Below are 22,615 nucleotides of genomic sequence, written 5' to 3' on the forward strand. Positions count from 1 at the left end.
GGCGGCCCGGGTGCGGCCGACCGTCGCACCCGGGCCGCCGCCCTCGCGTGATCGGAGCACCGGCATGCCGCGTACCCCACTGGTGTCGCTGCTCGTGGCCCTGCTGCTCACCGGCGGCTGCGCCGGGCCGCCGACGCCGGCCGGGCCGCCCGCGTCCCCGACCGCGTCGGCGGCGGCCGGGGATGCGGCCGCCGCCGACGAGATGAGCGGCATCGACGTGGTGTTCCTCGGCACGATGGTCGGGCACAGCGAACGCACCCTGCAGATCGTCCGAACGGCCCGCGACCGGGTACGCGACGACACCCTGCGCACCCTCGCCGCCGCCATCGAGGCCACCGAGGCCGACGAACTGGCCGACATGCGGGGGTGGTTGCCCACCGGCGGACCGGGCGCCAGCGCCGCCGCGCACCACCACGAGGGGCACGGCGACGACGCCGCACTGGACCGGCTGCGGGCCGCGCCGGACGCCGACGTCGACCGGGTGCTGCGCGACGTGCTCGCCGACCACCAGCGGGCCGCTGCCGACCTGGCCCGCGCCGAGGTCGGCGTCGGCCGCAGCGAACGGGTCCGCGATCTGGCGCGGCGGATCGAACAGTCCCGGACCGCCGAGGTCGAGCTGCTCAGGGGGTACGGGGCTCAGGTCAGCGAGGCTCCAGGCGGACCGAGATCGAGTTGACGCAGTGCCGGGTGTCCTTCGGTGTGAAACCCTCGCCGTGGAACACGTGCCCGAGGTGGCTGTCGCAGCGGGCGCAGCGGATCTCCGTACGCGCCATGCCGAGGCTGCGGTCCTCGATCTCCTTCACCCGGCCGGGGATGGCGTCGTCGAAGCTCGGCCACCCGCAGTGCGAGTCGAACTTCGTGTCGCTGGAGAACAGTTCCAGACCGCAGGCACGGCAGTGGTAGACGCCCTGGGTCTTGGTGTCCACGTACTCGCCGGTCCACGGGCGTTCGGTGCCGGCCTCCCGCAGGACGTGGAACTCCTCCGGGCTCAGGCGGACGCGCCACTCGTCCTCGGTCTTGGGCAGGTTGTTGTCGTCAAGACTCACCCGCCCACGGTACGTCGAACGTCGGGGGCGTGGCATATGGTCGCCAGATGGCGGGCACCAAGGCGACGGTCACCGAGATCGAGGTGGCCGGGCACACCGTACGGCTGAGCAGTCCGGACCGGGTGATCTTCCCCCAGCGGGGCTTCACCAAGGCGGACGTCTTCCACTACTACCTCGCGGTCGGCGACGGGATCATGCGCGCCCTGCGGGACCGGCCCACCACGCTGCAACGCTTCCCCGAGGGCGTCGAGGGCGAGGCGTTCTTCCAGAAGCGGGTGCCCACCCGGGGCGTGCCGCCGTGGGTGACGACCGCCCAGATCACCTTCCCGAGCGGCCGCACCGCCGCGGAACTCTGCCCGGTCGACCTGGCGCACGTCGCCTGGGCCGCGCAGATGGGCACCATCGTGTTCCACCCCTGGCCGGTACGCGCCGCCGACACCGACCGCCCCGACGAACTGCGCATCGACCTCGACCCGCAGCCCGGCACCGACTTCGCCGACGCGGCCCGGGCCGCCGGTGAGGTCCGCGCCGTCCTCGACGAGTTGGGCGCGACCGGCTGGCCGAAGACCTCCGGCGGCCGAGGTGTGCACGTCTACCTGCGCATCCAGCCCCGCTGGACGTTCACCGAGGTGCGCCGCGCCACCATCGCGCTGGCCCGGGAGGTGGAACGCCGCACCCCCGACCTGGTGACCACCGCCTGGTGGAAGGAGGAGCGCGGCACGCGGGTCTTCGTCGACTTCAACCAGATGGCCCGGGACCGGACGATCGCCTGCGCGTACTCGCTGCGGGCCAACGCCCGGGCCACCGTCTCCACCCCGGTCACCTGGGACGAGCTGCCCGACGTCGACCCGGACGACTTCGACCTGCGTACCGTCCCGGCCCGGCTCGCCGAGCGCGGCGACCCGCACGCCGGCATCGACGACGCCCCGTGGGACATCACGCCCCTGCTGGAGTGGGCCGACCGCGACGCCGCCGCCGGCCAGGGCGACCTGCCGTACCCGCCCGACCACCCGAAGATGCCGGGCGAACCCAAGCGGGTCCAACCCAGCCGCGCCAAGCGCACCGACGCCTGACCGGTCCCGGCTGAGGTGGGTGGCTGGGCCGTCCACGCCAGGAACCTGGCGAACAACTCCTGCGGGTCCGGCGCCGGATTCGGATTGAGTCTGCACAGGTCGGCGGTCGCGTCGATCAGCTGGTTGGCCATGTAGACCGACAGCGCCACCCGATCCGCCCGGTACTCGACCCGCAGCAACATCCGTGCGCAGGCGCAGGGCCAGGGGGCGGCGCACACCCGACAGAGCCACGAGGGGCGGCGCGGCAGGTGCTGGTGCACCGGGTGCAGATTGCCCAATGCCGAACGTAGGCCCTACGGCGGCCGTCACCACCGCTCGGTGAGGTGTTCGCGGCCCGGCGGCGGGTCGTAGGGCGCCGGCCAGTAGTCGACGATCCGGTTGATCAGTCCACTGTGCGACACCTCGATCCAGACGCACGCGTCCAGCTGCTCGGCACCGACCCGGACGTCGAGCCACAGGGCGGCCATCCGGTCGTCCGCAACCACCCGCCGCACCCGCAGATGCCAGTCGCCGGGATAGTCGATGGTGAACCGCAGGAACGCGTCCCGGCCACGGATGCGCTCCCGGGTCTGCGGCATCTCGTAGACGACGTCGTCGGTGAGCAGGCCGGCCAGCCCCTGCCAGTCCCGGCCCTCCAGACGATCGACGTACTCCTGCGTGGTCTGCCTGGTCGCGGCGGTGTCGTCCACGGCGACGGACGCTACCGCCCGGCACCGACAGTCGATGCCGGGCGCCGGCCGGCCGAGGGCTCCGTGTCGGACGCGGCGGTTAATCTGCCGGCATGGGGAGCGCCGAGCTGGATGAGCTGATCGTCGCGGACGCCGAGGCGTTGCGCGCCTGGTTGTCCACCAACCACGCCACATCGCCCGGCGTCTGGCTCGCCCTGACCAGAAAGGGCGGCACAGTCACGACGTTGACCTGGCAGCAGGCGGTCGACGAGGGCCTGTGCTTCGGCTGGATCGACGGGCAGGCCCGCAAACGGGATCAGGAGAGTTCCTGGATCCGGTTCACCCCTCGACGGTCCCGTAGTTCCTGGTCCCGACGCAACGTCGAGCACGTGGCCCGGCTGGAGGCGCAGGGGCTGATGCAGCCCTCCGGCCGCGCGGCGGTGGAAGCCGCGAAGGCGGACGGACGCTGGGCGGCCGCCTACGCCCCGCCGTCGGAGGCCGAGGTGCCGGACGACCTGCTGTCCGCCATCGCCGCCGAGCCGGCCGCCCAGGCGATGTTCGACGTGCTCACCAGAACCAACCGGTTCGCCCTCATCCACCGCCTCAACGCCGTGAAGCGGGCGCAGACCCGCGAGCGGAAGGTTGCCGAGTTCGTCGCCATGCTGGCCCGCCACGAGACGATCTACCCGCAGAAGGCCAGGCCGACGCCCGAGACAACCGATTGACTTTCGATAGCTAACGAGCGAAACTCGATGCATGGTTACAGAGCATCGAGCGGTAGCCGCTCTCAGAGTCTTTCTCGTGGTGCTGTTCGGGGTCCTGGTCATGTTCCAGACCTTCTCGCTGCCCGGGCAGTTCGCGCACATGGCCCAGGAGTCGCCGCAGGACGCGTACCTCCGCTGGCCGGCCACCATCGTGACGGTGTTCTGGGTGTTGTGCGTCCAGGTGGTGATCGTGTCGACCTGGCGACTGCTCAACCTCGTCAAGAACGACCGGATCTTCACGGAGGCGTCCCTGAAGTGGGTGGACGCGATCGTGTGGGCCATCGCCGCCGGGTGGGTGGTGCTCGTCGGTGTCTTCCTCTACGTCGGCTTCAACGCGGACGACCCAGGGCTGCCGCTCCTGCTGTTCCTGCTCACCGTGGGTGTCACCGTTCTGGGGCTCCTCATGGTGGTGATGCGCGCGCTGCTGCGGCAGGCCACCACGCTGCGCACCGACATGGAAGCGGTGATCTGATGCCCATCGTCGTCCGCATCGATGTCGAACTGGCCAAGCGCAAGATGAGCGTCGGCGAGTTCGCCGAGCGGGTCGGGCTCACCCCGGCCAACGTCGCGGTACTGAAGAACGGTCGCGCCAAGGCGGTGCGCTTCAGCACCCTGGAGGCCATGTGCCGGGTGCTCGACTGCCAGCCAGGAGACCTGCTCGAGTGGGTCGAGGAGGAAACCCCGTGAGGTACGTCCTCGCCATCCTCGCCATCGCCCTCGGTGTCGCCGCCGTCGTGTTCGGGGGAGCCGACGACTCACCGGGCCTCCAGCTCATCGGCGCCGTGCTCGTCGTGGGTGCGGTGGCGTTCGCCGTACGGGCGGCGCGAAGCGAGAGATGACGACGCCATCGCACCCGGAATAACGATCATGTAACGGGCGCGAACCTTTCCCCGTAGATGGCCTGTCTTGAAGGTCGTCGGCCCGCCAGGGCCAGGGGAGGCGTCGGATGAAGCTGGTGTGGAGGCGGGCCCGTGAGGCGCGGGGGCTGCTGGTTGCCGCGGTGATCGCCGCGCTGGTCGCCGTCGCGTTGGTCACCGGTCTGTCCGACTACAACCGTCGGGCCGTGGACGCCGGGCAACGGGCGCTGGTCACCGCCGCGCCGGCCGAGGAACGTGGTCTGCTGGTCGGCGGGTCCGCCGGACGCGACGCCGCCGAGTTCGCCACCCGGGACAGGGCGGTTCGCGACGAGTTCACCGACGGCCTCGCCGGGGTGCCGGTCACGGTGGCCGTCGCCCGGTACGGCACCGGTCGGGAGCTGACCGGCGACCTCGGGCCGGCCCTCCGACCGGACGACGATCCGATCTTCGCGAACCTGGCCACCCTCGACGACCTGTCCGGGCACGCCGAGCTCACCAGCGGAGCGTGGCCCCGGCCGGGCGCCGACCCGGTCCAGGTGAGCCTCCCGGAGCGGGTCGCCGGCGCGCTGGGCCTGAGCGTCGGCGAACGGATCCCGCTGCGCGACCGTGCCACCGAGCGGGCCAGCCAACTGGTGCTCACCGGCACCTGGCGGCCCCGCGACCCGAACGACGCGTACTGGCTGCTCGCACCCGGGGTGGGCGCGGGCAGCGTCGGCTCCGGCACGTCGTACGGGCCGTTCACGCTCGACCCGGCCGACTTCGAGGCCACCTTCCCGGGCGCGGTGTCGGCGTCCTGGCTGGCCGAACCGGCTCTCGGTGACGTCGACACCGCCGACCTGCCAGCCGTTCGCAAGGCCCTCGCCGCAGCCGGCACAGAAGTGCCGGAGGCCGCCGAACTGGGTTCCTCCGCGCAGACGGCGACCAAGATGGAAGGGCTGCTGGACCGCATCGCCCGCGCCGACCTGGTGGGCCGCTCCTCGCTGGCCACCCCGCTGCTGCTCATCCTGGTGCTCGGCGGGTACGCGCTGGTGCTGGTCGCCGCCCTGCTGCACGAGGACCGCCGCCCGCAGACCGCGCTGCTGCGCGCCCGGGGCGCCGCCCGCCGGCAGTTGGCCGGTCTCGCCGCCCGCGAGGCCACCCTTGTGGTCGCCCCGGCCGCCCTGCTCGGGCCGCTGATCGCCGTGGAGGCTCTGCGGTTCGTCCGGCCCGGCGGGTCGGCGGAACTCTCCGCCGCGGGCGGAAACACCGCACTGGTCTGGGCCGCTGCTCTGGCGACCGCGGTCGGCTGCCTGGTGGCCATGGTCGCGCCGACGCTGCGCGGCGCCGGGACGTACGTGGCGGACATGGCCGCCCGGTCCCGCCCGAACCGATCGGCGAGCGTCCAGCGGGCCAGTGTCGACCTGGTGCTGGTGGCGCTCGCCGTGCTCGCCTGGGTGCAGCTGCGCCGGTACGCCTCACCGCTGGCCGGCTCGAACGGCCGGCTCGGGCTCGACCCGCTGCTGGTCGCCGCCCCGACGCTCGGTGTGCTGGCCGGCGCCGTGCTGGCGCTGCGGGTGCTGCCGCCGCTCACCCGGTTCGCCGAACGGTTCGTCGACCGACGTCCCTGGACGGCCACCATGTTCGGCATGTGGCAGGCCGGTCGGCGTCCGCACGCCGGCCCGGTGCTGCTGCTCGCCCTCGCCGTCGGTGGCAGCACCCTGGCCTGGTCGCTGATCAGCACCGGCGAGCGGTCACAGGTCGAGCAGGCCGGCCACACGGTCGGCGCCGACCTGCGGGTGACCGAGCGGGCCGGCGCCGCCCCGCTGACCCGTGCCGCCGAACTAGGCGCGCTCCCCGGCGTCAACCGGGTACTGCCGGCGTGGCGGGACGAGATCCGGGTCGGTCGGGAGAGCCTGCCGGTGACAGTGGTCGGTGTCGACCCGGCCAGCGCCCCGGGTGTCGTCCGCCTCGCCGACCGCCTCGGCGACGGACCCGCGTCGGAGCAGTACGAGCGGATGATCGGCGCGCGAGGGGCGCCCACGGGCGTCGAGTTGCCCGCCGACGCACGGGCGATCAGCGGCACGGTCCGTACCCCGGTGACGTCGGCCGCCCGGTCGGTGCGGGTCGCGGTGACGCTGCTGGTCACCAGCCCCAACGGGCTCGCCCTGCGGTTGCCGGTGGTCGACGCCGACGGCGACGGCCGGGTCACCCCGTTCACCGTGCGACTGCCCGACCTGGGCGGGCGGCTCCGGCTGGCCGGGTTCGAGGCCGACGGCGGGCTGGCCGCCGGCAACGCCTACCGACTCCAACTGGACGGGTTGACGGTGGTCAAGGCCGACGGCACGACCCAGCCGGCAGGGTTGAGCGGCGACTGGGTGATGACCGCGCCCGGCGCGGTGCCCACGCCGGTGCGGACCACGGACACCGGGCTCGCCGCGGTCCGCCCGGTCGAGGTGATCCCCGGCGGGCAGTTCGCGTACCAGCCGCCCACCCGGTTCGCCATCGTGCCGGGCGGGGCGAGCGAGCCCGCACCGGTGCTGATGACCCCGCAGGTCCGCGAGGCGCTGAGCCTGCGCGTCGGCGACAGCGTCGATCTGCCGCTCAACGGGGCGACGGTGCGGGTACGCCTGGTCGGCGAGTTGAGCGCCGTCCCGACCGCCACCGGCCCCGGCGTGCTGATGGACCTGCCGACGGCGGCCGACGCGCTGATCAGGAGCAGCGGCGCGGTGCGACCCGTGACGGAGTGGTGGGTCGGCGCCGACGACGCGTCGGCAGCAGCCCGGGCCGCTGCCGAACTGACCGGCGTGACCGTGCTCGACCGGCAGAAGACGATCGAGGCGGCCGCCGACGATCCGTACTGGCGTGGCTCGCGTACCGGCATGCTCGCCGCCGCACTCGGCGCGGTGCTGCTCGCCCTCGTCGGCCTCATGGTGGACGTGTGGGCCACCGCCCGGCACCGGCTCGGCGAGTTCGCGGTGCTGCACACCCTCGGCGCCACGCCCCGGCTGCTGGCCCGGGCGCTGCTGGCCGAACAGACGTTCCTCGCCGGTATCGGCGTGGGAGTCGGACTGCTGCTCGGCGCCGCGGTCGGGGCCACCATGGCCCCGCTGGTCATCCTCACCCCGGCCGCCGGCCGACCGGTCCCCGCGGCGACGTTCGCGTTGCCGTGGCTGCCGATCGGCCTGACCGCGGCCGGTCTGCTGCTGGCGGCGCTCGCCTTCAGCGCGTTCATCGCCACCGGCATCCGACAGCGGGTGGCGGCGGTGCAGCTGCGAATCGGGGGAGAACGATGAGCGTCGGCGCTGCCGTCCGGCGGGTCCGGGCGTACGGCGGGCAGTTCCTGCTCCTGGCGGTGCTGACCCTGGTGGTCACGCTGCTCATCAGCGGGGTGCCCCGGCTGGTCAACCGGCTCGCCGAGCAGGGGCTGCGCACGCAGCTCAACAGCGAGCCGGCCGCCCGCCGGGACATCACGTACGTCTCCACCGACGCGCCCGCCGCCTCGACCAAGACGGCGATGGGCGACGCCCGCGAGCGGTTCGACTCGCTGGCCGAGAAGATGCCACCGCAGGTCCGCTCGGCGGTCACCGAGCGGTGGCACCGGGTGGACCTCGCGCCGGTCCGGGTGGCCGGGCCGGACCTCGCGGCGCGCAAACTGCTCGTCAACCTGGGCCTACGGGCCATGCCCGGCATCCAGGACACCGGCACCCTGGTCGAGGGCGCCTGGCCCAGCGAGACGTACGTCCCCAGCCGGCCCATCGAGGTCGCGCTCGACGTCGACGTGGCCGGGAAGCTCAACCTGCGAAGCGGCAGTCAACTGCGGATGGGCGAGGCCGATCGCAACGGCACCATGCAAGATCCCGTCCCGGTGGTGGTGTCCGGGCTGTTCCGGCCCGCCGACCGCGCCAACGGGGCGTGGGACGGCCTGCCGTCGATGCTGCGGATCACCGAACCGCTCGGCGACGGCGAACCGTTGATCGTCGTGGGTGTGGTGGCCCAGTCGGCGCTCAACAAGCGGGCCGTGGACGGTTGGCCGGTGCAGTCCGAGTGGCGGTACCGACTGGGGACCGAGCGGATCGACGCACGCGGCCTGAACGAGATGATCGACGGCCTGCAGCAGATTCAGCGCACCGTCCCGCCGGGTGTGACACTGACCGTGGGCATCGACGTCCCGCTGCGCGCGTTCGCCGCCCAGGTGAACGCCGCCCGAACCCTGCTCGCGGTGATCGGGGCGGGTGTGCTGGCCACCCTCGCCGGACTGATCGTGCTCGCGGCCGTCCTCGCCGTCCGACGGCGCCGCTCGGAGTTCGCGCTGCTGCGCGCACGCGGTGGCGCGGTCACCGCCGGCGCCCGGCGCAGCCTCGCCGAGTCGCTGCTGGTGGTGCCGGTCGCGGCCGTGTGCGGCTGGTTGCTCGGCACCCTGTTCCCCGGCGCCCCCGACCCGACCGCCCCGTACGCCGCGGCGGTGACCGTGCTTGTCACCCTGGCCCTGCCCCTGGCGACGCTTGCCGTACCGGCCGGCGGGGCGGCCCGCAGCGACCTGGTGCGGGTGCGCCCGTCGGCACGCCGCATCACCGTCGAGGTTTCCGTGCTGGTGCTTGCCGGTCTCGCCGCGGTGCTGCTGCGCCGGCGCGGCCTCACCCTCGGCGAGGTGGACCCGCTGCTGGTGTCGGTGCCGGTGCTGCTCGCGGCCGCCGCCGCGGTGCTCGCGCTGCGCGCGTACCCCTGGCCGTTGCTGCTGGTCAGCCGGCTGGCGGCGCGGACGCGGGGCAGCGTCGCCTTCCTCGGCACGGCGCGGGCCGGCCGGTCGACGGTGGCCGCCCCGCTGGTCGTGGTGGTGCTGGCGATCGGCACCGCGGCGTTCTGCGCGGTCGTCGCCGCCGGTGTCGACGCGAGTCGGGACCGGGCCGCCGAGCGGCTCGTTCCCGCCGACGCGGTGATCCGGGGCGAGCGGTTCGCCCCGGACACCCTCGACGCGCTGGGTGGTATGCCGGGAGTCAGGGCCGTGACGCGGGTGCTCAACGAGCCGGATCAGCGGCTGGCGGCCGACGACCTCGGCACCGACGCGCGGATCGGGCAGACGAACGTGCTGCTGATCGACGGTTCGGGGCTGAGCACGGTGAGTCGTCGATCCGGTGTGGACCTTTCGGTGCCGGCCGCGTTGCGCTCCGCGCAGCCGACGCCGGGGCCGCTTCCGGCGATCGTCTCCCCGGCGGTCGCCGCCGACCTGGCCAAGGCCGGGCTGGACCGCTCGGCCTTCGTCTCCGTGCAGGGCGAGCGGTACGAGTTCCGGGTGGCCGGCACGCAGGAGGCCTTCCCGCTGCTGCCCGCGAACACCGCCCGGTTCGTGATCCTGCCCTGGCAGGCGCTGCCGCAACGGGTCACCACGCCCGTGCCGACCAGCCTGCTGATCGCCGGGGACCGGCTGGACGTCGAGGCGCTGCGCCGGGCCGGCGACGAGGGGCAGTTGCGGTATCAGACCGGTGGAGCGGTGACCGGTAAGGAACGGCCCATCGGCGTCACCGTCGACACCCGGGAGCAGGTACGACGGGACCTCGGCAACGGCGGCGCGAACGGTGTGCTGGCGTTCGGCTTCGTGGCCGGCGCCTCCGGCGGCACCGTGCTCGGGTTGCTGGCCATCGCGTTCACCGTCCTGGCCGGCGCGCGCGCCCGGGGCCAGGTGCTGTCCCGGCTGCGCACCCTCGGGCTGTCCCGCCGGCAGTGGCGTGGGCTGCTGCTTGTCGAGTTGGCCCCGCTGGTCGGGGTGTCGGTGCTGACCGGCGCGCTTGTCGGTGCGGTGCTGCCGTTGCTGCTCAACCCGGTGCTCGGCCTGTCCGCGTTCACCAGTGGCACACCGGTCCGGGTGGCTTTCGAGCCCGGCCTGGTCGCCGCGGTGTTCGCGCTCGGGGCGGTCGCCCTCGGCTTCGCGGTCGCCGTCGAGGCCCTGAACAACCGCCGGCTGCGCCTCGGTGAGGTGCTCCGGCTCGGAGAGGAGAGCTGAGATGACCGCTACCGCCCAGAGTGCACTGGCGCCTGATCTGGCCACCCTGCAACAGCGGGCCGCGCAACGCGCCGCCGAGCGGGCCGGCGGGCAGGACCGGCTGCGCGGACACATCGTCTGCGACGGCCTGGTGCGCATCTTCAAGACCGAGGGGGTGGAGGTGGTCGCCCTGCAGGGGCTCGACCTGGTCATCGACCGGGGGGAGCTGGTGGCGATCGTCGGTGCCTCCGGCTCGGGCAAGTCCACCCTGCTCAACATCCTGTCCGGCCTGGACACGCCGACCGCCGGCATCGCCCGGGTGGCCGACTACGACCTGCTCTCGCTGTCCGCCAGGCGGCGGCTGAGCTACCGGCGGGAGTTGGTCGGGTTCGTCTGGCAGCAGACCGGCCGCAACCTGCTGCCGTACCTCACCGCCCTGGAGAATGTCGAGCTGCCAATGCAGCTCGCGGGCAGGCGCGGCCGCAGGGCCCGTCGGGAGCGGGCCCGCGAACTGCTCGACCTGGTCGGCGTTGGCTACTGCGCGGACCGGCGGCCCGGGCAGCTCAGCGGCGGTGAGCAGCAGCGGGTCGCGGTGGCCGTGGCGGTGGCCAACGACCCGGAGGTGCTGTTCGCCGACGAGCCCACCGGCGAACTGGACGAGGCGACCGGTGCGGAGGTCTTCGCGGCGCTGCGCACCATCAACGCCGAGCTGGGCGTGACAATCGTCGTCGTCACCCACGACCACGCCGTGGCCACGCAGGTCCGCCGGACCGTCGCGATCCGCGACGGGCGGACCGCCTCCGAGGTACGCCGGACCGCCCGGATCGGCGCGGACGGCAACACCGAACTTGTCAGCGAGGAGTACGCCGTGCTGGACCGCAACGGTCGGATGCAGCTACCGGCCGCGTTCGTCGACGCGCTGTCGCTGAAGGAGCGGGTCCGGCTCGATCTGGAGCCAGACCATGTGCAGGTACGGCCCGGTGACCGGGCTTCGGACGAGCGGGAGGCACGGGCGTGAGCCGTCGGGACATGGTGGTGACCGGAGCGGCCGGGTACGGCGGTGGATCTACGACCTCCCCGGCCGAGGTGGTGCGGGTCAGCGGCGTCAGCCGGAGTTTCGGGCGGGGCGAGCACGCGGTGCACGCGGTACGGGACGTCTCGTTCAGCGCCGAGCGGGGTGAACTCGTCGCCATCCGGGGCCGCTCCGGGGCGGGCAAGACCACCCTGCTGAACCTGGTCGGCGGGCTCGACCGGCCGGACAGCGGTCAGGTGGTGGTGGCCGGGCACGACGTGACCTCGGCGGGAGAGGCGGAGCTGCTGCGGCTGCGCCGGGGCACCGTCGGGTTCGTGTTCCAGACCTTCGGGCTGGTGCCGATCCTGTCCGCCGCCGAGAACGTGGGTGTGCCGTTGCGGCTGGCGCAGGTGCCGGCCGCCGAGCGGGAGCAGCGGGTGGCCGTGCTGCTGGAGCTGGTCGGCCTGGGCGGACACGCCGCGCAGCGACCGTACGAGTTGTCCGGCGGGCAGCAGCAACGCGTGGCGGTCGCCCGGGCACTCGCCAACGAACCGGACCTGCTCATCGCCGACGAACCCACCGGCCAGCTCGACTCGGAGACCGGCCGGTCCATCATGGACCTGCTGCGCGCGGTGGTGCACGCCCGTGGCATGACGGCCCTGGTGGCCACGCACGACCCGGCCCTGATCGACCTCGCCGACCGGGTGCTCGTCCTGCGCGACGGTCGCCTGGTCGACGGCTGACCACCGCAGCAGCCTGGCTCGCTGGCTGGCGGCTGGCCGGCTGGCGGCCGGCTGATGCGGCAGAGCCGGTCAGAGGGCCAGCTTCATGCCCTCGTGGCTTGCCACGAAGCCGAGGCCCAGGTAGAAGCGGTGCGCGTCCTCGCGGGTCTTGTCGGTGGTGAGCTGCACCAGCGCGCAGCCGCGCCGCCGGGCCTGGTCGATCGCCCAGAGCATCAGCTCGCGACCCAGTCCGGCGCCACGCCGGTCGGAGCGGACCCGGACCGACTCGATCAGCGACCGTTCCGCGCCGTGCCGGCCGAGCCCCGGGATGTAGGTGATCTGGAGGCAGCCGACCAGCTCGCCGCCCTGCTCGGCCACGATCAGCTGGTTGCGCGGGTCCGCGCTGATGTCCGCGAACGCCCTCTCGTAGGCCTCGTCGACCTCGGTGAAGTCGCGGGCCTTGCCGAGCACGTCGTCGGCGAGCAGGGCGATGACGGCGGGCAGGTCGGCGCGGACCGCCTCCCGGTAGATCACGTCGGTCACGCTGACCAGCCTCGCACAGTGATCATTTGGCCGGGCAGCGCAGGCCTTCCCGTGGCACGGTCAGGTCGAGCAGGTAGGCGTCCACCGCGTCGGTGATGCAGGACGTCTGCGGGTACGCGGTGTGCCCCTCACCCTCCCAGGTGAGCACCCGACCGACGCCCAGCATGGAGGCGAGCCGGGGAGTCTGCTCGTACGGCGTCGCCGGGTCGCCGGTGGTGCCGACCACGACGATCGGCGGTGCGCCGTTCGCCTTTCCGGTCGGGTACGGGTCACGCCCGCCCGGCCACTCGACGCAGCTCAACATGCCCACCGCGAGCGCCGGCCCGAACAGCGGATACTTCGTGCGCCACTGGGACTGCAACTGGCGGATCTGCTCCCGACTCGGCTTCTCGGTCTCGTCGGCGCAGTTGATGGCCAGGTTGGCGTCGAACAGATTCGAATAGTGCCCGTCGCTCTCCCGCCCGGCGTACGAGTCGGCGAGCCGGAACACGTCCTTCGGATCACCCTCGGCCAGTCGGTCGATCGCCCGGGCCAGCTCCTGCCAGCCGGACTCCGTGTACAGCGAGGAGATGACCGCGTAGAACACCCATCCGGCGGTGGCCTCCCGGCCGTCGGCGCCGCGTACCGGCGACACCTTGGCCTTGTCGATGGCCGAGGTGACCGCAGCGCGCGCGTCCGGGGCGATCGGGCAGCGGTCGGCGTTCGCCGCGCACCAGCGGGCGAAGTTGTCGAAGGCCCGCTCGAAGCCGCGGGCCTGACTCTCCGACCCGGCCACCAGCCGCTGACGCGGGTCGACGGCGCCGTCGAGCACCAGCGCCCGCACCCGCTGCGGGTAGAGCTGCGCGTAGATCGCGCCGAGCAGGGTGCCGTACGAGTAGCCCAGGTAGGTCAGCTTGTCGTCGCCGACGGCGGCGCGCACCGCGTCCATGTCGCGGGCGGCCTGCTCGCTGCCGTACAGCGGCAACTGATCGCCGTACCGGTCGCCGCAGCCACGCCCGATCCGCTGGCTCAGCCCGACGAAACCGTCGAACGCCGACTGGCTGGCCGGATCCGGGTCGTAGCCGAAGCTGGCGTCCAGGTCGGCGTCCGAGATGCACTTGACCGGGCTGGACCGGGACACGCCGCGCGGGTCGAAGCCGACGATGTCGAAGCGTTCGGTGACCGAGGGGGGCAGTCCGCCGAACTGCGTGCCGAAGGAGAGGTAGACGGCGGTGTCGACGCCGGACCCGCCGGGGCCGCCCGGGTTGACCACCAGCGAGCCGATCCGGTCGCGCTGCTTCGTGGAGCGCGCGCGCAGCAGGGCGATCTCGAAGGTCTCCCCGGCGCCCGGGCCGGCGGTCGCCCCGCCACCGGTGCCCCAGTCCCGGGGAACCGCGATCCGGGTGCACTCGTACCGCATGTCCGGTGCGCCGCGCCCGACCAGCTCGTCGGCGACCTCCGGGCAGGCCCGCCAGGTCGGCGTGCTGCCCGTCGGCGCCGCCGCGCCCTCCACCTCGGTGCGCGGCGCGAACGCCGGCAGGGTGCAGCCGGCGGTGAACAGAGCCGCGACGCCGAAGGCGACGAGACTACGCCGGACGCGCCGCGACCGGTCAACGGTGCGGGTCACGTGGCGGCCCGGTCCACGGTGGCCGCCGGATCGCCGCGAAGCACCTGGTCCACGTCGAAGCGGATCGGACGGTCGAGCTGGTCGTAACGGCAGGAGCGGGGATCGCGATCCGGTCGCCACCTGACGAACTGCGCGGTGTGCCGGAACCGCTCACCCTCCATCGCGTCGTAACCCACCTCGACCACCAGCTCGGGGCGCAGCGGCTCCCACTCCAGGTTCTTCGTGCCGGTCCACCGGCTCACCCCGCCCGGGATGCGCTGGCCGCGCTCGTGATCGCCGTGCACCCACGGGTGCTCGTCGCCGATGTCCCGGTAGGGGGCCAACTCGTCGAGCAGCTCGGCCCGGCGGGCCATGCTGAACGACGCGCTGACCCCCACATGGTGCAGCACCCCCGCGTCGTCGTACAGGCCGAGCAGCAGCGAGCCGACCACCGGGCCGGACTTGTGCCAGCGGAAACCGGCCACCACCACGTCGGCGGTACGGGCGTGCTTGACCTTGAACATCAGCCGCTTGCCCGGCTCGTACGGCAGGTCGGCCGGCTTGACGATCAGCCCGTCCAGCCCGGCGCCCTCGAAGACGTCGAACCAACGGCGGGCGGTCTCGGCATCGGTGGTGACCTGGGTGACGTGCACCGGCGGACGCACCCCGGCCAGCGCCTCGACCAGCCGTTCCCGGCGACGGGGATAGGGCTCGTCGAGCAACGACTCGTCGCCGATGGCCAGCAGGTCGAACGCGACGAAGTCGGCCGGGGTGGTCTCGGCAAGCAGCTTCACCCGGGACGCGGCCGGGTGGATGCGCTGACCCAGCAGCTCGAAGTCCAGCCGCGGCTGGCCACCCGGGCCGTCCCGCCGGATCACGATCAGCTCACCGTCGACCGCGCACCGCTCGGGCAACTGTTGGCGGGCCTGCTCTACGACCTCGGGGAAGTAGCGGGTCATCGACTTGCCGCCCCGACTGGCCAGCTCGACCTCGTCGCCGTCGCGGAACACGATGCACCGGAACCCGTCCCACTTGGGCTCGTAGGTCACCCCGGGGGTGGTGGGCAGCTTGGCGACGCTCTTGGCCAACATCGGCTCGACCGGAGGGTTGATCGGCAGGTCCACGGCGACCAGTCAATCAGACGGCGCCGACAACCGTGAGGCGGATCACCGGGGGTACGCGGGCGAGGTGTCCTGCGCCGCGCCGCTCGTCCCCGCCGGGCGAATCAGATAACCGCAGGTCAGAGCTACTTTCGCGAGGTGTCCGAGTGGGTCTGTGACTGCTGCGGGCGGTGGCGGGTCAGCGTCGAGTTGATCCGGGGCCGCTACCGGTACCGGCTGACCCGCCGCTACCCGGAGCGGTTCGGCGGCGGCCGGAACGTGCTCGGCGAGGTCGGTTCGGTGCCCGAACTTGAGGAACTGCTGCTTCGTCGTACCCCGCTGAGCCTCGCCGACCTGCGCGAAGCCGCCTGATACCGACCGCCCGGTCTCGTCCTTTCCGGGCCGCTGGCGGGACCGGTCGGCTGGCTGTACGGCGGGCTGCTCCGCCGCTGTCTGCGCACCGAGGCGGACGGGACTCAGGCCGCGAGCACGATTGTCGGGCCGGACAACGCCGCCACGACCTCGTCCAGGGTCTCGGTCAACGGCGGGAGGAACGGGTCGCGGTAGTGCTGCGCCTCGGTCAGGTAGGCGGCGCGTTGCACGGTGAGGATCTCACCGGCGTCCGGGACACCGGCCGGGACGATGCTCGCCTCGATACTCATCCGGGCAGCACACCACAGCCGCCCACCTCGTCGATGGGCGGCCCGCCCGCACCGGCCGTACCCTTGCGGGGTCCGGACGACGGCGAGGGGGAGCGGTGGCCGAGCTGACCTACCCGGAGGTGGGGGAGACCCGGCACGGCCCGCTGCCCGGCGGATACCACCACCTGCGCCACCGGTGCCCGCTGCCGGCCGGCTCCTTCGCGACCGCCGCCGAGGCGGTGCTGAGCTGGCGGCTGCACCGCGCCGCCGGGGTCCGGATGCGCACCGACTCCCCGCGCGCCACCGCAGGCGTGCTGGTGACGGCCGGGCTCGGTGTCGGCCCGGCCCGCGTCTGGGGGCCCTGCCGGGTGGTCTGGAGCGAGGATTCGCCCACGCTCGCCGGCTTCGGCTACGGCACCCTGCCCGGGCATCCGGAGCGGGGCGAGGAGGCGTTCGTGGTCGGCCGGGACGACGCCGGCGCGGTCTGGTTCGAGGTACGCGCGTTCAGCCTCGCCGACCGCTGGTTCACCCGCGCCGCCGGCCCGGCCGTCCGGGCGGTGCAGCACGCGTACGCCTGGTGGCTCGGTCGCACCCTGCGCCGGCTCTGCGCCGAGCGCTGACCGCCGCAGGCGCTCAGTACCTGGCGAAGGAGCGGATCGGGGCGCGCGGCCCGTACTTCGGCGCCTGGATGCCGGCGGCCTCCAGCAGCAGGCACACCCGGCCCCGGTGACCCCGGAACGGCTCCAGCAGGGCCAGCATCCGGGCGTCGTCGCCCCGGGGCTCGCCGGCCAGCGCCCAGGCCACCGTGTTCGGGATGTGGAAGTCGCCAACGCTCACCGCGTCCGGGTCGCCGTACGCGATCCGGACCACCTCGGCGGCCGTCCACGGCCCGATGCCGGCGATGGCGGTCAACCGGCGGGTCGCCTCGGCGGCGTCGACGCAGCGCTCCAACCGGTCGGCGAGCGCGGCGGTGCGGCGCAACGTGTCCGCGCGCCGCTGCTCCACACCGAACGGGTGGAACACCCAGTACGGGGTCGCCGCCACCGCCGCCGGCTCGGGCGGCAGCAGCAGCAGCGGTTGCAGGGGGCCCGGCGCCGGTTCGCGGAAGTGCCGCACGGTGGCCGCGTACGCCCGGTACGCCTCCTTGCCGGTGACCTTCTGCTCGAAGACCGCGCGCAGCAGCCGGGGGAAGACCTGCCCGGTCGCCGGCATCCGCAACCCCCGGTGCTCCCGGGCCAGCCGGGCGACCAGCGGATGTGCCGACGCCAGCTCGACGAAGCCGCTCTGGTCGTCGCGGAGCCCGGCGATCGCGTCGGCGCGGGCCAGGACGTGCTCGGCGCCCGGCCCGTAGCCCTCGGCGAGCAGCGTGCCGCTACCGGGCCGCAGGGCCAGGGTGGCCGGCCCGTCCGGGGTGCGGGTGGCCCACCAGAAGGTGCCGGCGGCGACGCGCGCGCACGGGTCGTACGGGCTGAAGGTGAGCGCGCGGACCGACGCCGCCAGCCGGTAGCCGGCCGGCGGGTGCAGCACCCGCGTCGCGGCGGGCCCGGTTCCGGTCACCCCGCCACTGTGCCAGGTGCGGGACGGGACGCCGGCACCGCCGTGGCGTCGACGTCCCGGGTACGACGATGGCCGGCCGCGCCCTCCCCGGCTGCGACCGACCACCGTGTCCGGCTGGCTCAGTACGAGTAGCCCGAGCCTCCGGCGTCGTTCGACCCGCTGTCCGCCGGCGGGGCGACCGCCTTCGGGGTGCCCTTGGGCAGGCAGCTCAGGTTCTTCTTGCCGTCCGGCTGCACCACGAACCAGGTGCCGCCGACGGCCTGGCCCTTCCACTGCCCGGGCTTCTTGTCGCCGATGTAGCGGTACACCGGCCAGCCGCCGACGGTGAGCTGGCGGGTGCCGTCCTGACGGGTCACGCTGCCGACCTTGTCGTCCGAGACGCCGGTGAGCTGCGGGTTGCCGTCGGTCAGCGCGGGGGGCCACACCTCGGCGCACTTGTCGACGCAGTTCGACGCCGGCGGGTCGGCGGTGTCCTTGTCGAAGCGGTACAGGATCCAACCGTCCTGGTCGGTGACCACCTTGCCCATCCGGGCGACGCTCTTGCCGATCAACTGCTCGGTCAGGTCGACGTTCGCGGGCGGCGCGTCGGCGACCGGCGCCTCCGCTGCCGCCGACGCCTCGGGTTCCGCCGACGCGGTGGGCTCGGCCGCGGCGACGGCGACCGGCTCAGCCGCGCCCGGGTTCGCCCCGTCGTAACCCGCGGGAGCGCAGGCCGTTAGTGCGACCATCGCGCTCGCGACGATGACGGTCCGCTTCATCTGTGCCACGTGCCCTCCTCATTCTTGGCAGTTCACCCATAGGTACGGCGGATAGGCTGTCAAGGTTGAAGTAGCAACAGTGGTCAATTTCACTTCTGTTGATTGAACCGATCGTGGCTGCCGTTCGTACGCCCCGGTACGGGACCTTTCTCGGTGGTACGACAGATCGGCGCCGGCCATTGTGACAATGACCGGCGCCGACGTGTCGAAGCGACCTACATGGGCACCGTGACCAGTGGGCTCGCCACCCCGTTGGCGTCCACCGACTGCACCTGGATCTGCTTGATGTCGTTCGTCGGCGCCGCCGTGGACGCGCTCAACTCAAGACCCTGCGGCCGGGTGTTCGTGCCGTAGCCACCCTCCGGCACCGACCACGTCGAAATCACCTCGGTGTCGGCGTTCTTGCGGACCACCACCAAGCGGCAGATACGCGGGCCGGGCAACTTCCGGAGGCTGAAGTTGATCCGGGTGCCGTAGTCCCGCTTCACCAGGAACATGGTCGTCTGCACACCGGTGGTCGGGTCGGTCGCGTCGACCTGGTCACCCTCCTCCTCGGTGCCGCCCACACCCGGGCCGCTCGGCGGCGCCGTCGGCACGCTCGTCGGCGGCTCGTTCACCGCCGCGGTCGCCGTCGGCTCGGCGATGACCCCCGGCGCCTCGTCGCCGGCCACGCTGACGAACCCGTACCCGGTCAACCCGCCGAACACCACCACCGCCGCCGCGGTCGCGAGCAGCTGACGAAACCGGGTACGCCGACGGTCGGCGCGAACAGCGCCCAACGTCCGGTCCAGTAGCGCCGGATCCGTCGCGGTCTGCTCCAACGCCATCATCGTCTCGCCGTCGATGTCGGAGAGCAGCCCGACCACCGGCACCATGGTCTCCAACTCGGCCGCACACGCCCAGCAGGCGGCGAGATGCTCCTCGAACCGCTCGGTGTCCTGCTCGTCGAGCACGCCGAGCGCGTACGCGGCGACGTCCATGTGGTCTGGCCGGCTCATTCTGTCACCCCCCGCTCCTGCAGAGCCGTGCGCAGCGCGCGCAGCGCGTAGTAGACCCGCGACTTCGCGGTGCCGAGAGGAAGCCCCAACTCCTCGGCGGCCTCGGGGACCGTCCGTCCCCGGAAGTACGTCGCCACCAGGATCTCCCGGTGCGACTGACTCAGCGTACGCAGCGCGTCAGCCACCGTCATGGTGCGCAGCACCCGGTCCGTGCTGTCCGCCTCGGCGAACGCCGTCAGGTCCCGGTCGTACGTCTCCGGCGGGCGGGCCTCCTGGCTGCGGTGCTCGTCGATGGCGATCCGACGAGCCACCGTGACCAGCCACGGTCGCAACGAACCCTGCCCCTGCGCGCCGAGCCGGTGCGCGTTGCGCCAGGCCCGCAGCAGCGTCTCCTGCACGATGTCCTCCGCGCGCTGCCGGTCCCCCCCGGTGAGCCGCATGACGAACATCAGCAACGGACCGGCGTGCTCCGCGTAGAGCAGCCGGATCAACTGGTCGGAGTGGCTCGCCTCGGTTGACGTCGCCTGATGACGCCCGGGCGCCGGTCGCGGCGTCACCGGACCATTCTGGCGAGCCGTCGCGCGGGCGTCGACCCCGCGGGCAGACGAGGTCGGCCGTGACGAGGACCGCGCGGACATCCAGTCCGCACGTACCGCGTCGCCATGCCAACCGGCCGCCACCGCATGCATGCAGACCTCCGGGATGTCCGTGACCAACGCCGCCCCCACAAGGCGGGCCGCCCGGTGGTACGCAGCGCCGCCCCGAGCGGATCAACGAAGCGCGAAAAAACTTCTGCGCGACGGTCAGCGGCGCACGGAGAACAGGCCCGGCGGCGGGGGATCGGAGCCGGTGGCGTCCGCGTCACGCACCACCGCCGCGCCACCGACGAAACGGTCCAGCTCGTCACCGGCGACCACCCGCCCGGGGAACCAGTCGCCGGCGGCCCGCCGGGTCAACTCCGGCACCGGAGGCGTCGTACGCCCGGCCACCAGCACCAGGTTGCCGTACCGGCGGCCCCGCAGCACCGCCGCGTCCCCGACGAGACAGGCCCGCGGCAGCACCGAACGGACCGTGGCGACCTGCCCCCGGGCGTGCCGCAGTGGCGGGCCGTCGGCCAGGTTCGCCAGGTACCAGCCCGCCGGGCGGAGCACCCGGGCCACCTCGGTCGCGTACTCCACCGAGGTGAGGTGCGCCGGGGTGCGGGCACCGGCGAAGACGTCGGCGACCACCACGTCGTAACTGGCGTCCCGGCTGGCGGCCAGCACGGCACGGGCATCGGCGACCCGTACGCGCAGCCGCGTGTCCGTCGGCCAGGGCAACGCCCGCCGGACCAGCTCCACAAGCGCGCCGTCCACCTCGGACACCCGCTGGGTGGAGCCGGGCCGGGTCGCCGAGACGTACCTGGGCAGGGTCAACGCGCCGCCGCCGAGATGCAGCACCCGCAACGGCTCACCCGCCGGGGCGAGCAGATCCACCGCGGCGGCCAACCGCCGGACGTACTCGAACTCCAGGTGGGTGGGATCGGTCAGGTCGACGTGCGACTGCGGCGCGCCGTCCAGCAGCAACGTCCACGAGCCGGCCCGGTCCGGTGACGGCACCAACTCGGCCAGCCCGGTGTCCACCTGCTCGACCACCCGGTCACCCGCCCGCTTGCGGCCCACGACGACAGTCGTCCCTGCTCAGCGGGCCGCGGCGCGGGACGCGGTGGTCAACGCGCGGTGCAGCAGCCGGGAATCACCGAGCAGGGCGCGGAGCCGGCGCTCCAGCCCGGCGATCGGAATCAGATTCTGCGGAGCCCGGGGATCCTTGTACGGCGTCGAGGCGAACCGGGGCAGGGTGACAAGCGACAGGTCGGCAAGCTCGATCGCCGCCTCGACCGGCAGGTCCGCCGAACACTCCACCCGCACGATGCCCGCCCACGGCGCCCCCACGGCCACCGGCAGCCGCAGATACCACGACCAGCCACCCCAGGCGGTGCCCAGCCGGAACACCGGCGAACGCTCACCCGACGCCAGGGCGGTCACCACGGCGGTCAACCGGGCATCCAGGTACTGGCTGTGCTGGGTCTTGATGTACCCGAGTGTGCGCGGCAACTGCCGCCGACTGCGCAACGGGCCGTCCACCACCAGCAGGTCACCGTCGATGCGGGCCGCGTCCGACACCGCCACCTCCAGCGCGGTCAGCGGGCCCTGCACGGCGGCCGGCAGCTTCGCCAGCTCGCCGGTGCCGCCCACCCGGTGCACCGGGTAACGGATCGCGCCCGCCACCACGTCCCGCGCCGACGGGCTCGCCGTGAACAGCCCCCGACCGACCCGGGTACCCGCCAACTGGGCCGCACCCGCCCCCAGGTCACAGCGGACCACGCCGGCCGCGTACGAGGCGGCCAACCCGGGGAACGACCCGCCGTCGTCCTCGGCCGTCCAGATGCTCGCGTCGATCCGGCGGACCCCGTCGACCATCAGCACCACGTCGGGCGCCCGCACCCCGGGGCGTACCCCGATCGCCCGCCACTTCGCCGCGGGCAGCTCCACGTCCGCGTCGACCTGCGCGCTGCTCGGCGCGGCCGGCCCGGCGGCGGACGCCTCGAACGACGCCCCGTACGCCGGATCCCAGGAGTCGACGAAGAACGCCGCGTCGCTCACCGGCCCGTCCGCTCGACCCGCGCGGACCGGGCGTCCTTGCGCACCTCGAAGCGCACCGGGATCCGTTCGGCCAGCGCCGACACGTGGGTGACCACGCCGACCATCCGGTCACCCCGGGCGGCCAGGTTTTCCAGGGTGGCCGCCACCGTGTCCAGTGTGGCGGCGTCCAACGTGCCGAAACCCTCGTCCAGGACGATCGACTCCAGGCTCGCCGCCGTGGTCGACATGCCGGCCAGCTGCTCGGAGAGCGCCAACGCCAACGCCAGCGACGCCTGGAACGTCTCACCACCGGAGAGGGTGCGCACCCCCCGCCGCAGCCCCGCGTCGTGGTGGTCGACCACGAAGAACTCGCCCTTGTCGTGCACCAGCTCGTACTGCCCGGCGGACAGCTCCCGCAGGATCCCCGACGCCCCGTCGACAAGCAGGTCCAACGCCTCGGCCAGCAGCCACCGTTCGAAGTTGTTGGCGCGCAGGTGCCCGGCGAGGGCGCGGGCGACCTGCGCCTCCCGCTCGTGGCCGACGCGCTGCTCGCGCAGCGTCCCGGCCTGCTCGCGGCGTTCCCGCAGCCGGCGGCGCTCCGCCTCGGCCCGCTCCACCGCCACCGTCGCGGCGTGCACCGGGTCATCACCGACCGGCACGTCGGCCGCGGCGAAGCGGTAGGCGATCTGCCGCTGCACCGCGTCGGCCGTCATA

General features: G+C 73.4%; 24 protein-coding genes and 1 pseudogene. 12 read left to right on the forward strand and 13 right to left on the reverse strand.

Going from position 1 to position 22,615, the window contains the following annotated elements:
* The first annotated feature begins 10 nt into the window (after positions 1–10).
* The gene (locus tag FHG89_RS01340; protein ID WP_425280142.1) at positions 11–676 is read left to right on the forward strand and encodes a DUF305 domain-containing protein; all 666 of its coding nucleotides are present in this window, start codon (positions 11–13) and stop codon (positions 674–676) included.
* On the opposite strand, the gene msrB is transcribed toward FHG89_RS01340, so the two are convergent.
* On the reverse strand, positions 642–1,046 hold the full coding sequence (gene msrB, locus FHG89_RS01345) for a peptide-methionine (R)-S-oxide reductase MsrB (RefSeq protein ID WP_139582112.1): 405 nt from the start codon (positions 1,044–1,046) through the stop codon (positions 642–644). The two genes, FHG89_RS01340 and msrB, sit on opposite strands and share 35 nt — an antisense overlap.
* A gap of 47 nt (positions 1,047–1,093) precedes the next feature.
* Between msrB and ligD the strand changes: the two genes are divergently transcribed.
* Positions 1,094–2,119, forward strand: coding sequence for a non-homologous end-joining DNA ligase (gene ligD / locus FHG89_RS01350; protein WP_139582113.1), 1,026 nt, complete (start codon positions 1,094–1,096; stop codon positions 2,117–2,119).
* 305 nt (positions 2,120–2,424) lie between these two features.
* On the opposite strand, the gene FHG89_RS01360 is transcribed toward ligD, so the two are convergent.
* Positions 2,425–2,808 (reverse strand): nuclear transport factor 2 family protein, encoded by a 384-nt coding sequence (locus FHG89_RS01360; protein WP_244295088.1) that lies wholly within the window; start codon positions 2,806–2,808, stop codon positions 2,425–2,427.
* Positions 2,809–2,900: 92 nt separating this feature from the next.
* On the opposite strand from FHG89_RS01360, the gene FHG89_RS01365 reads away from it, so the two are divergent.
* The 8 genes from FHG89_RS01365 to FHG89_RS01395 all read left to right on the forward strand — a co-directional run bounded on the left by FHG89_RS01365 (position 2,901) and on the right by FHG89_RS01395 (position 12,119).
* Entirely contained in the window at positions 2,901–3,512 is a 612-nt protein-coding gene (locus FHG89_RS01365; protein WP_139582115.1) for a YdeI/OmpD-associated family protein, read from the forward strand.
* A 76-nt stretch (positions 3,513–3,588) separates the two neighbouring features.
* Entirely contained in the window at positions 3,589–4,023 is a 435-nt protein-coding gene (locus tag FHG89_RS01370; protein WP_244295089.1) for a DUF2975 domain-containing protein, read from the forward strand.
* Positions 4,023–4,238 carry a helix-turn-helix domain-containing protein gene (locus tag FHG89_RS01375; protein ID WP_030336216.1) on the forward strand — a complete coding sequence of 72 codons (216 nt, stop codon included), beginning with the start codon at positions 4,023–4,025 and terminating at the stop codon, positions 4,236–4,238. The genes FHG89_RS01370 and FHG89_RS01375 overlap by 1 nt, the downstream gene beginning before the upstream one ends.
* On the forward strand, positions 4,235–4,390 hold the full coding sequence (locus tag FHG89_RS32720; protein ID WP_167517321.1) for a hypothetical protein: 156 nt from the start codon (positions 4,235–4,237) through the stop codon (positions 4,388–4,390). Before FHG89_RS01375 ends, FHG89_RS32720 begins: the two co-directional genes overlap by 4 nt.
* A 107-nt stretch (positions 4,391–4,497) precedes the next feature.
* Entirely contained in the window at positions 4,498–7,680 is a 3,183-nt protein-coding gene (locus FHG89_RS01380) for an ABC transporter permease (protein WP_139582117.1), read from the forward strand.
* Positions 7,677–10,385 (forward strand): FtsX-like permease family protein, encoded by a 2,709-nt coding sequence (locus FHG89_RS01385; RefSeq protein WP_139582119.1) that lies wholly within the window; start codon positions 7,677–7,679, stop codon positions 10,383–10,385. Before FHG89_RS01380 ends, FHG89_RS01385 begins: the two co-directional genes overlap by 4 nt.
* Position 10,386: 1 nt before the next feature.
* Positions 10,387–11,382 (forward strand): ABC transporter ATP-binding protein, encoded by a 996-nt coding sequence (locus FHG89_RS01390; protein WP_139582121.1) that lies wholly within the window; start codon positions 10,387–10,389, stop codon positions 11,380–11,382.
* A gap of 11 nt (positions 11,383–11,393) precedes the next feature.
* Positions 11,394–12,119 carry an ABC transporter ATP-binding protein gene (locus tag FHG89_RS01395; protein WP_139582140.1) on the forward strand — a complete coding sequence of 242 codons (726 nt, stop codon included), beginning with the start codon at positions 11,394–11,396 and terminating at the stop codon, positions 12,117–12,119.
* A 69-nt stretch (positions 12,120–12,188) separates the two neighbouring features.
* Here FHG89_RS01395 and FHG89_RS01400 read toward each other — a convergent pair whose 3' ends face one another.
* The 3 genes from FHG89_RS01400 to FHG89_RS01410 form a co-directional block, all read right to left on the reverse strand.
* The gene (locus FHG89_RS01400; RefSeq protein WP_139582123.1) at positions 12,189–12,641 is read right to left on the reverse strand and encodes a GNAT family N-acetyltransferase; all 453 of its coding nucleotides are present in this window, start codon (positions 12,639–12,641) and stop codon (positions 12,189–12,191) included.
* A 22-nt stretch (positions 12,642–12,663) separates the two neighbouring features.
* A complete protein-coding gene (locus FHG89_RS01405; protein ID WP_244295090.1) occupies positions 12,664–14,181 on the reverse strand; it encodes an alpha/beta hydrolase in 1,518 nt (505 codons plus the stop codon).
* A 62-nt stretch (positions 14,182–14,243) separates the two neighbouring features.
* Positions 14,244–15,350: an ATP-dependent DNA ligase gene (locus FHG89_RS01410; RefSeq protein WP_139582126.1), complete on the reverse strand. Its 1,107-nt coding sequence runs from the start codon at positions 15,348–15,350 to the stop codon at positions 14,244–14,246.
* Positions 15,351–15,485: 135 nt separating this feature from the next.
* On the opposite strand from FHG89_RS01410, the gene FHG89_RS01415 reads away from it, so the two are divergent.
* Positions 15,486–15,698, forward strand: a complete 213-nt coding sequence (locus FHG89_RS01415; protein ID WP_139582127.1) for a hypothetical protein — start codon at positions 15,486–15,488, stop codon at positions 15,696–15,698.
* Positions 15,699–15,805: 107 nt separating this feature from the next.
* Here the strand turns inward: FHG89_RS01415 and FHG89_RS01420 are convergent.
* Positions 15,806–15,988, reverse strand: a pseudogene (locus FHG89_RS01420) (GNAT family N-acetyltransferase); the annotation flags it as partial.
* Positions 15,989–16,083: 95 nt separating this feature from the next.
* Here FHG89_RS01420 and FHG89_RS01425 point away from each other — a divergent pair.
* Positions 16,084–16,587, forward strand: a complete 504-nt coding sequence (locus FHG89_RS01425) for a DUF1990 family protein (RefSeq protein ID WP_139582129.1) — start codon at positions 16,084–16,086, stop codon at positions 16,585–16,587.
* 13 nt (positions 16,588–16,600) lie between these two features.
* On the opposite strand, the gene FHG89_RS01430 is transcribed toward FHG89_RS01425, so the two are convergent.
* From FHG89_RS01430 to FHG89_RS01460, 7 genes are all read right to left on the reverse strand, one after another.
* Entirely contained in the window at positions 16,601–17,524 is a 924-nt protein-coding gene (locus FHG89_RS01430; RefSeq protein ID WP_139582130.1) for a DNA-3-methyladenine glycosylase family protein, read from the reverse strand.
* Positions 17,525–17,643: 119 nt separating this feature from the next.
* The gene (locus tag FHG89_RS01435) at positions 17,644–18,291 is read right to left on the reverse strand and encodes a hypothetical protein (RefSeq protein WP_139582132.1); all 648 of its coding nucleotides are present in this window, start codon (positions 18,289–18,291) and stop codon (positions 17,644–17,646) included.
* Between the two features lie 206 nt (positions 18,292–18,497).
* Positions 18,498–19,280: an anti-sigma factor family protein gene (locus FHG89_RS01440; protein ID WP_139582134.1), complete on the reverse strand. Its 783-nt coding sequence runs from the start codon at positions 19,278–19,280 to the stop codon at positions 18,498–18,500.
* A complete protein-coding gene (locus FHG89_RS01445; protein WP_139582135.1) occupies positions 19,277–19,969 on the reverse strand; it encodes a sigma-70 family RNA polymerase sigma factor in 693 nt (230 codons plus the stop codon). Before FHG89_RS01445 ends, FHG89_RS01440 begins: the two co-directional genes overlap by 4 nt.
* 114 nt (positions 19,970–20,083) lie before the next feature.
* The gene (locus tag FHG89_RS01450; RefSeq protein ID WP_139582136.1) at positions 20,084–20,941 is read right to left on the reverse strand and encodes a spermidine synthase; all 858 of its coding nucleotides are present in this window, start codon (positions 20,939–20,941) and stop codon (positions 20,084–20,086) included.
* A gap of 18 nt (positions 20,942–20,959) precedes the next feature.
* Entirely contained in the window at positions 20,960–21,922 is a 963-nt protein-coding gene (locus tag FHG89_RS01455) for a hypothetical protein (protein ID WP_139582137.1), read from the reverse strand.
* A partial coding sequence (locus tag FHG89_RS01460) for an SbcC/MukB-like Walker B domain-containing protein (RefSeq protein ID WP_139582138.1) occupies positions 21,919–22,615 on the reverse strand: 697 nt, incomplete at its 5' end. The genes FHG89_RS01460 and FHG89_RS01455, both read right to left, overlap by 4 nt.

The organism is Micromonospora orduensis (assembly GCF_006228125.1).
Classification (GTDB): Bacteria; Actinomycetota; Actinomycetes; order Mycobacteriales; family Micromonosporaceae; genus Micromonospora; species Micromonospora orduensis.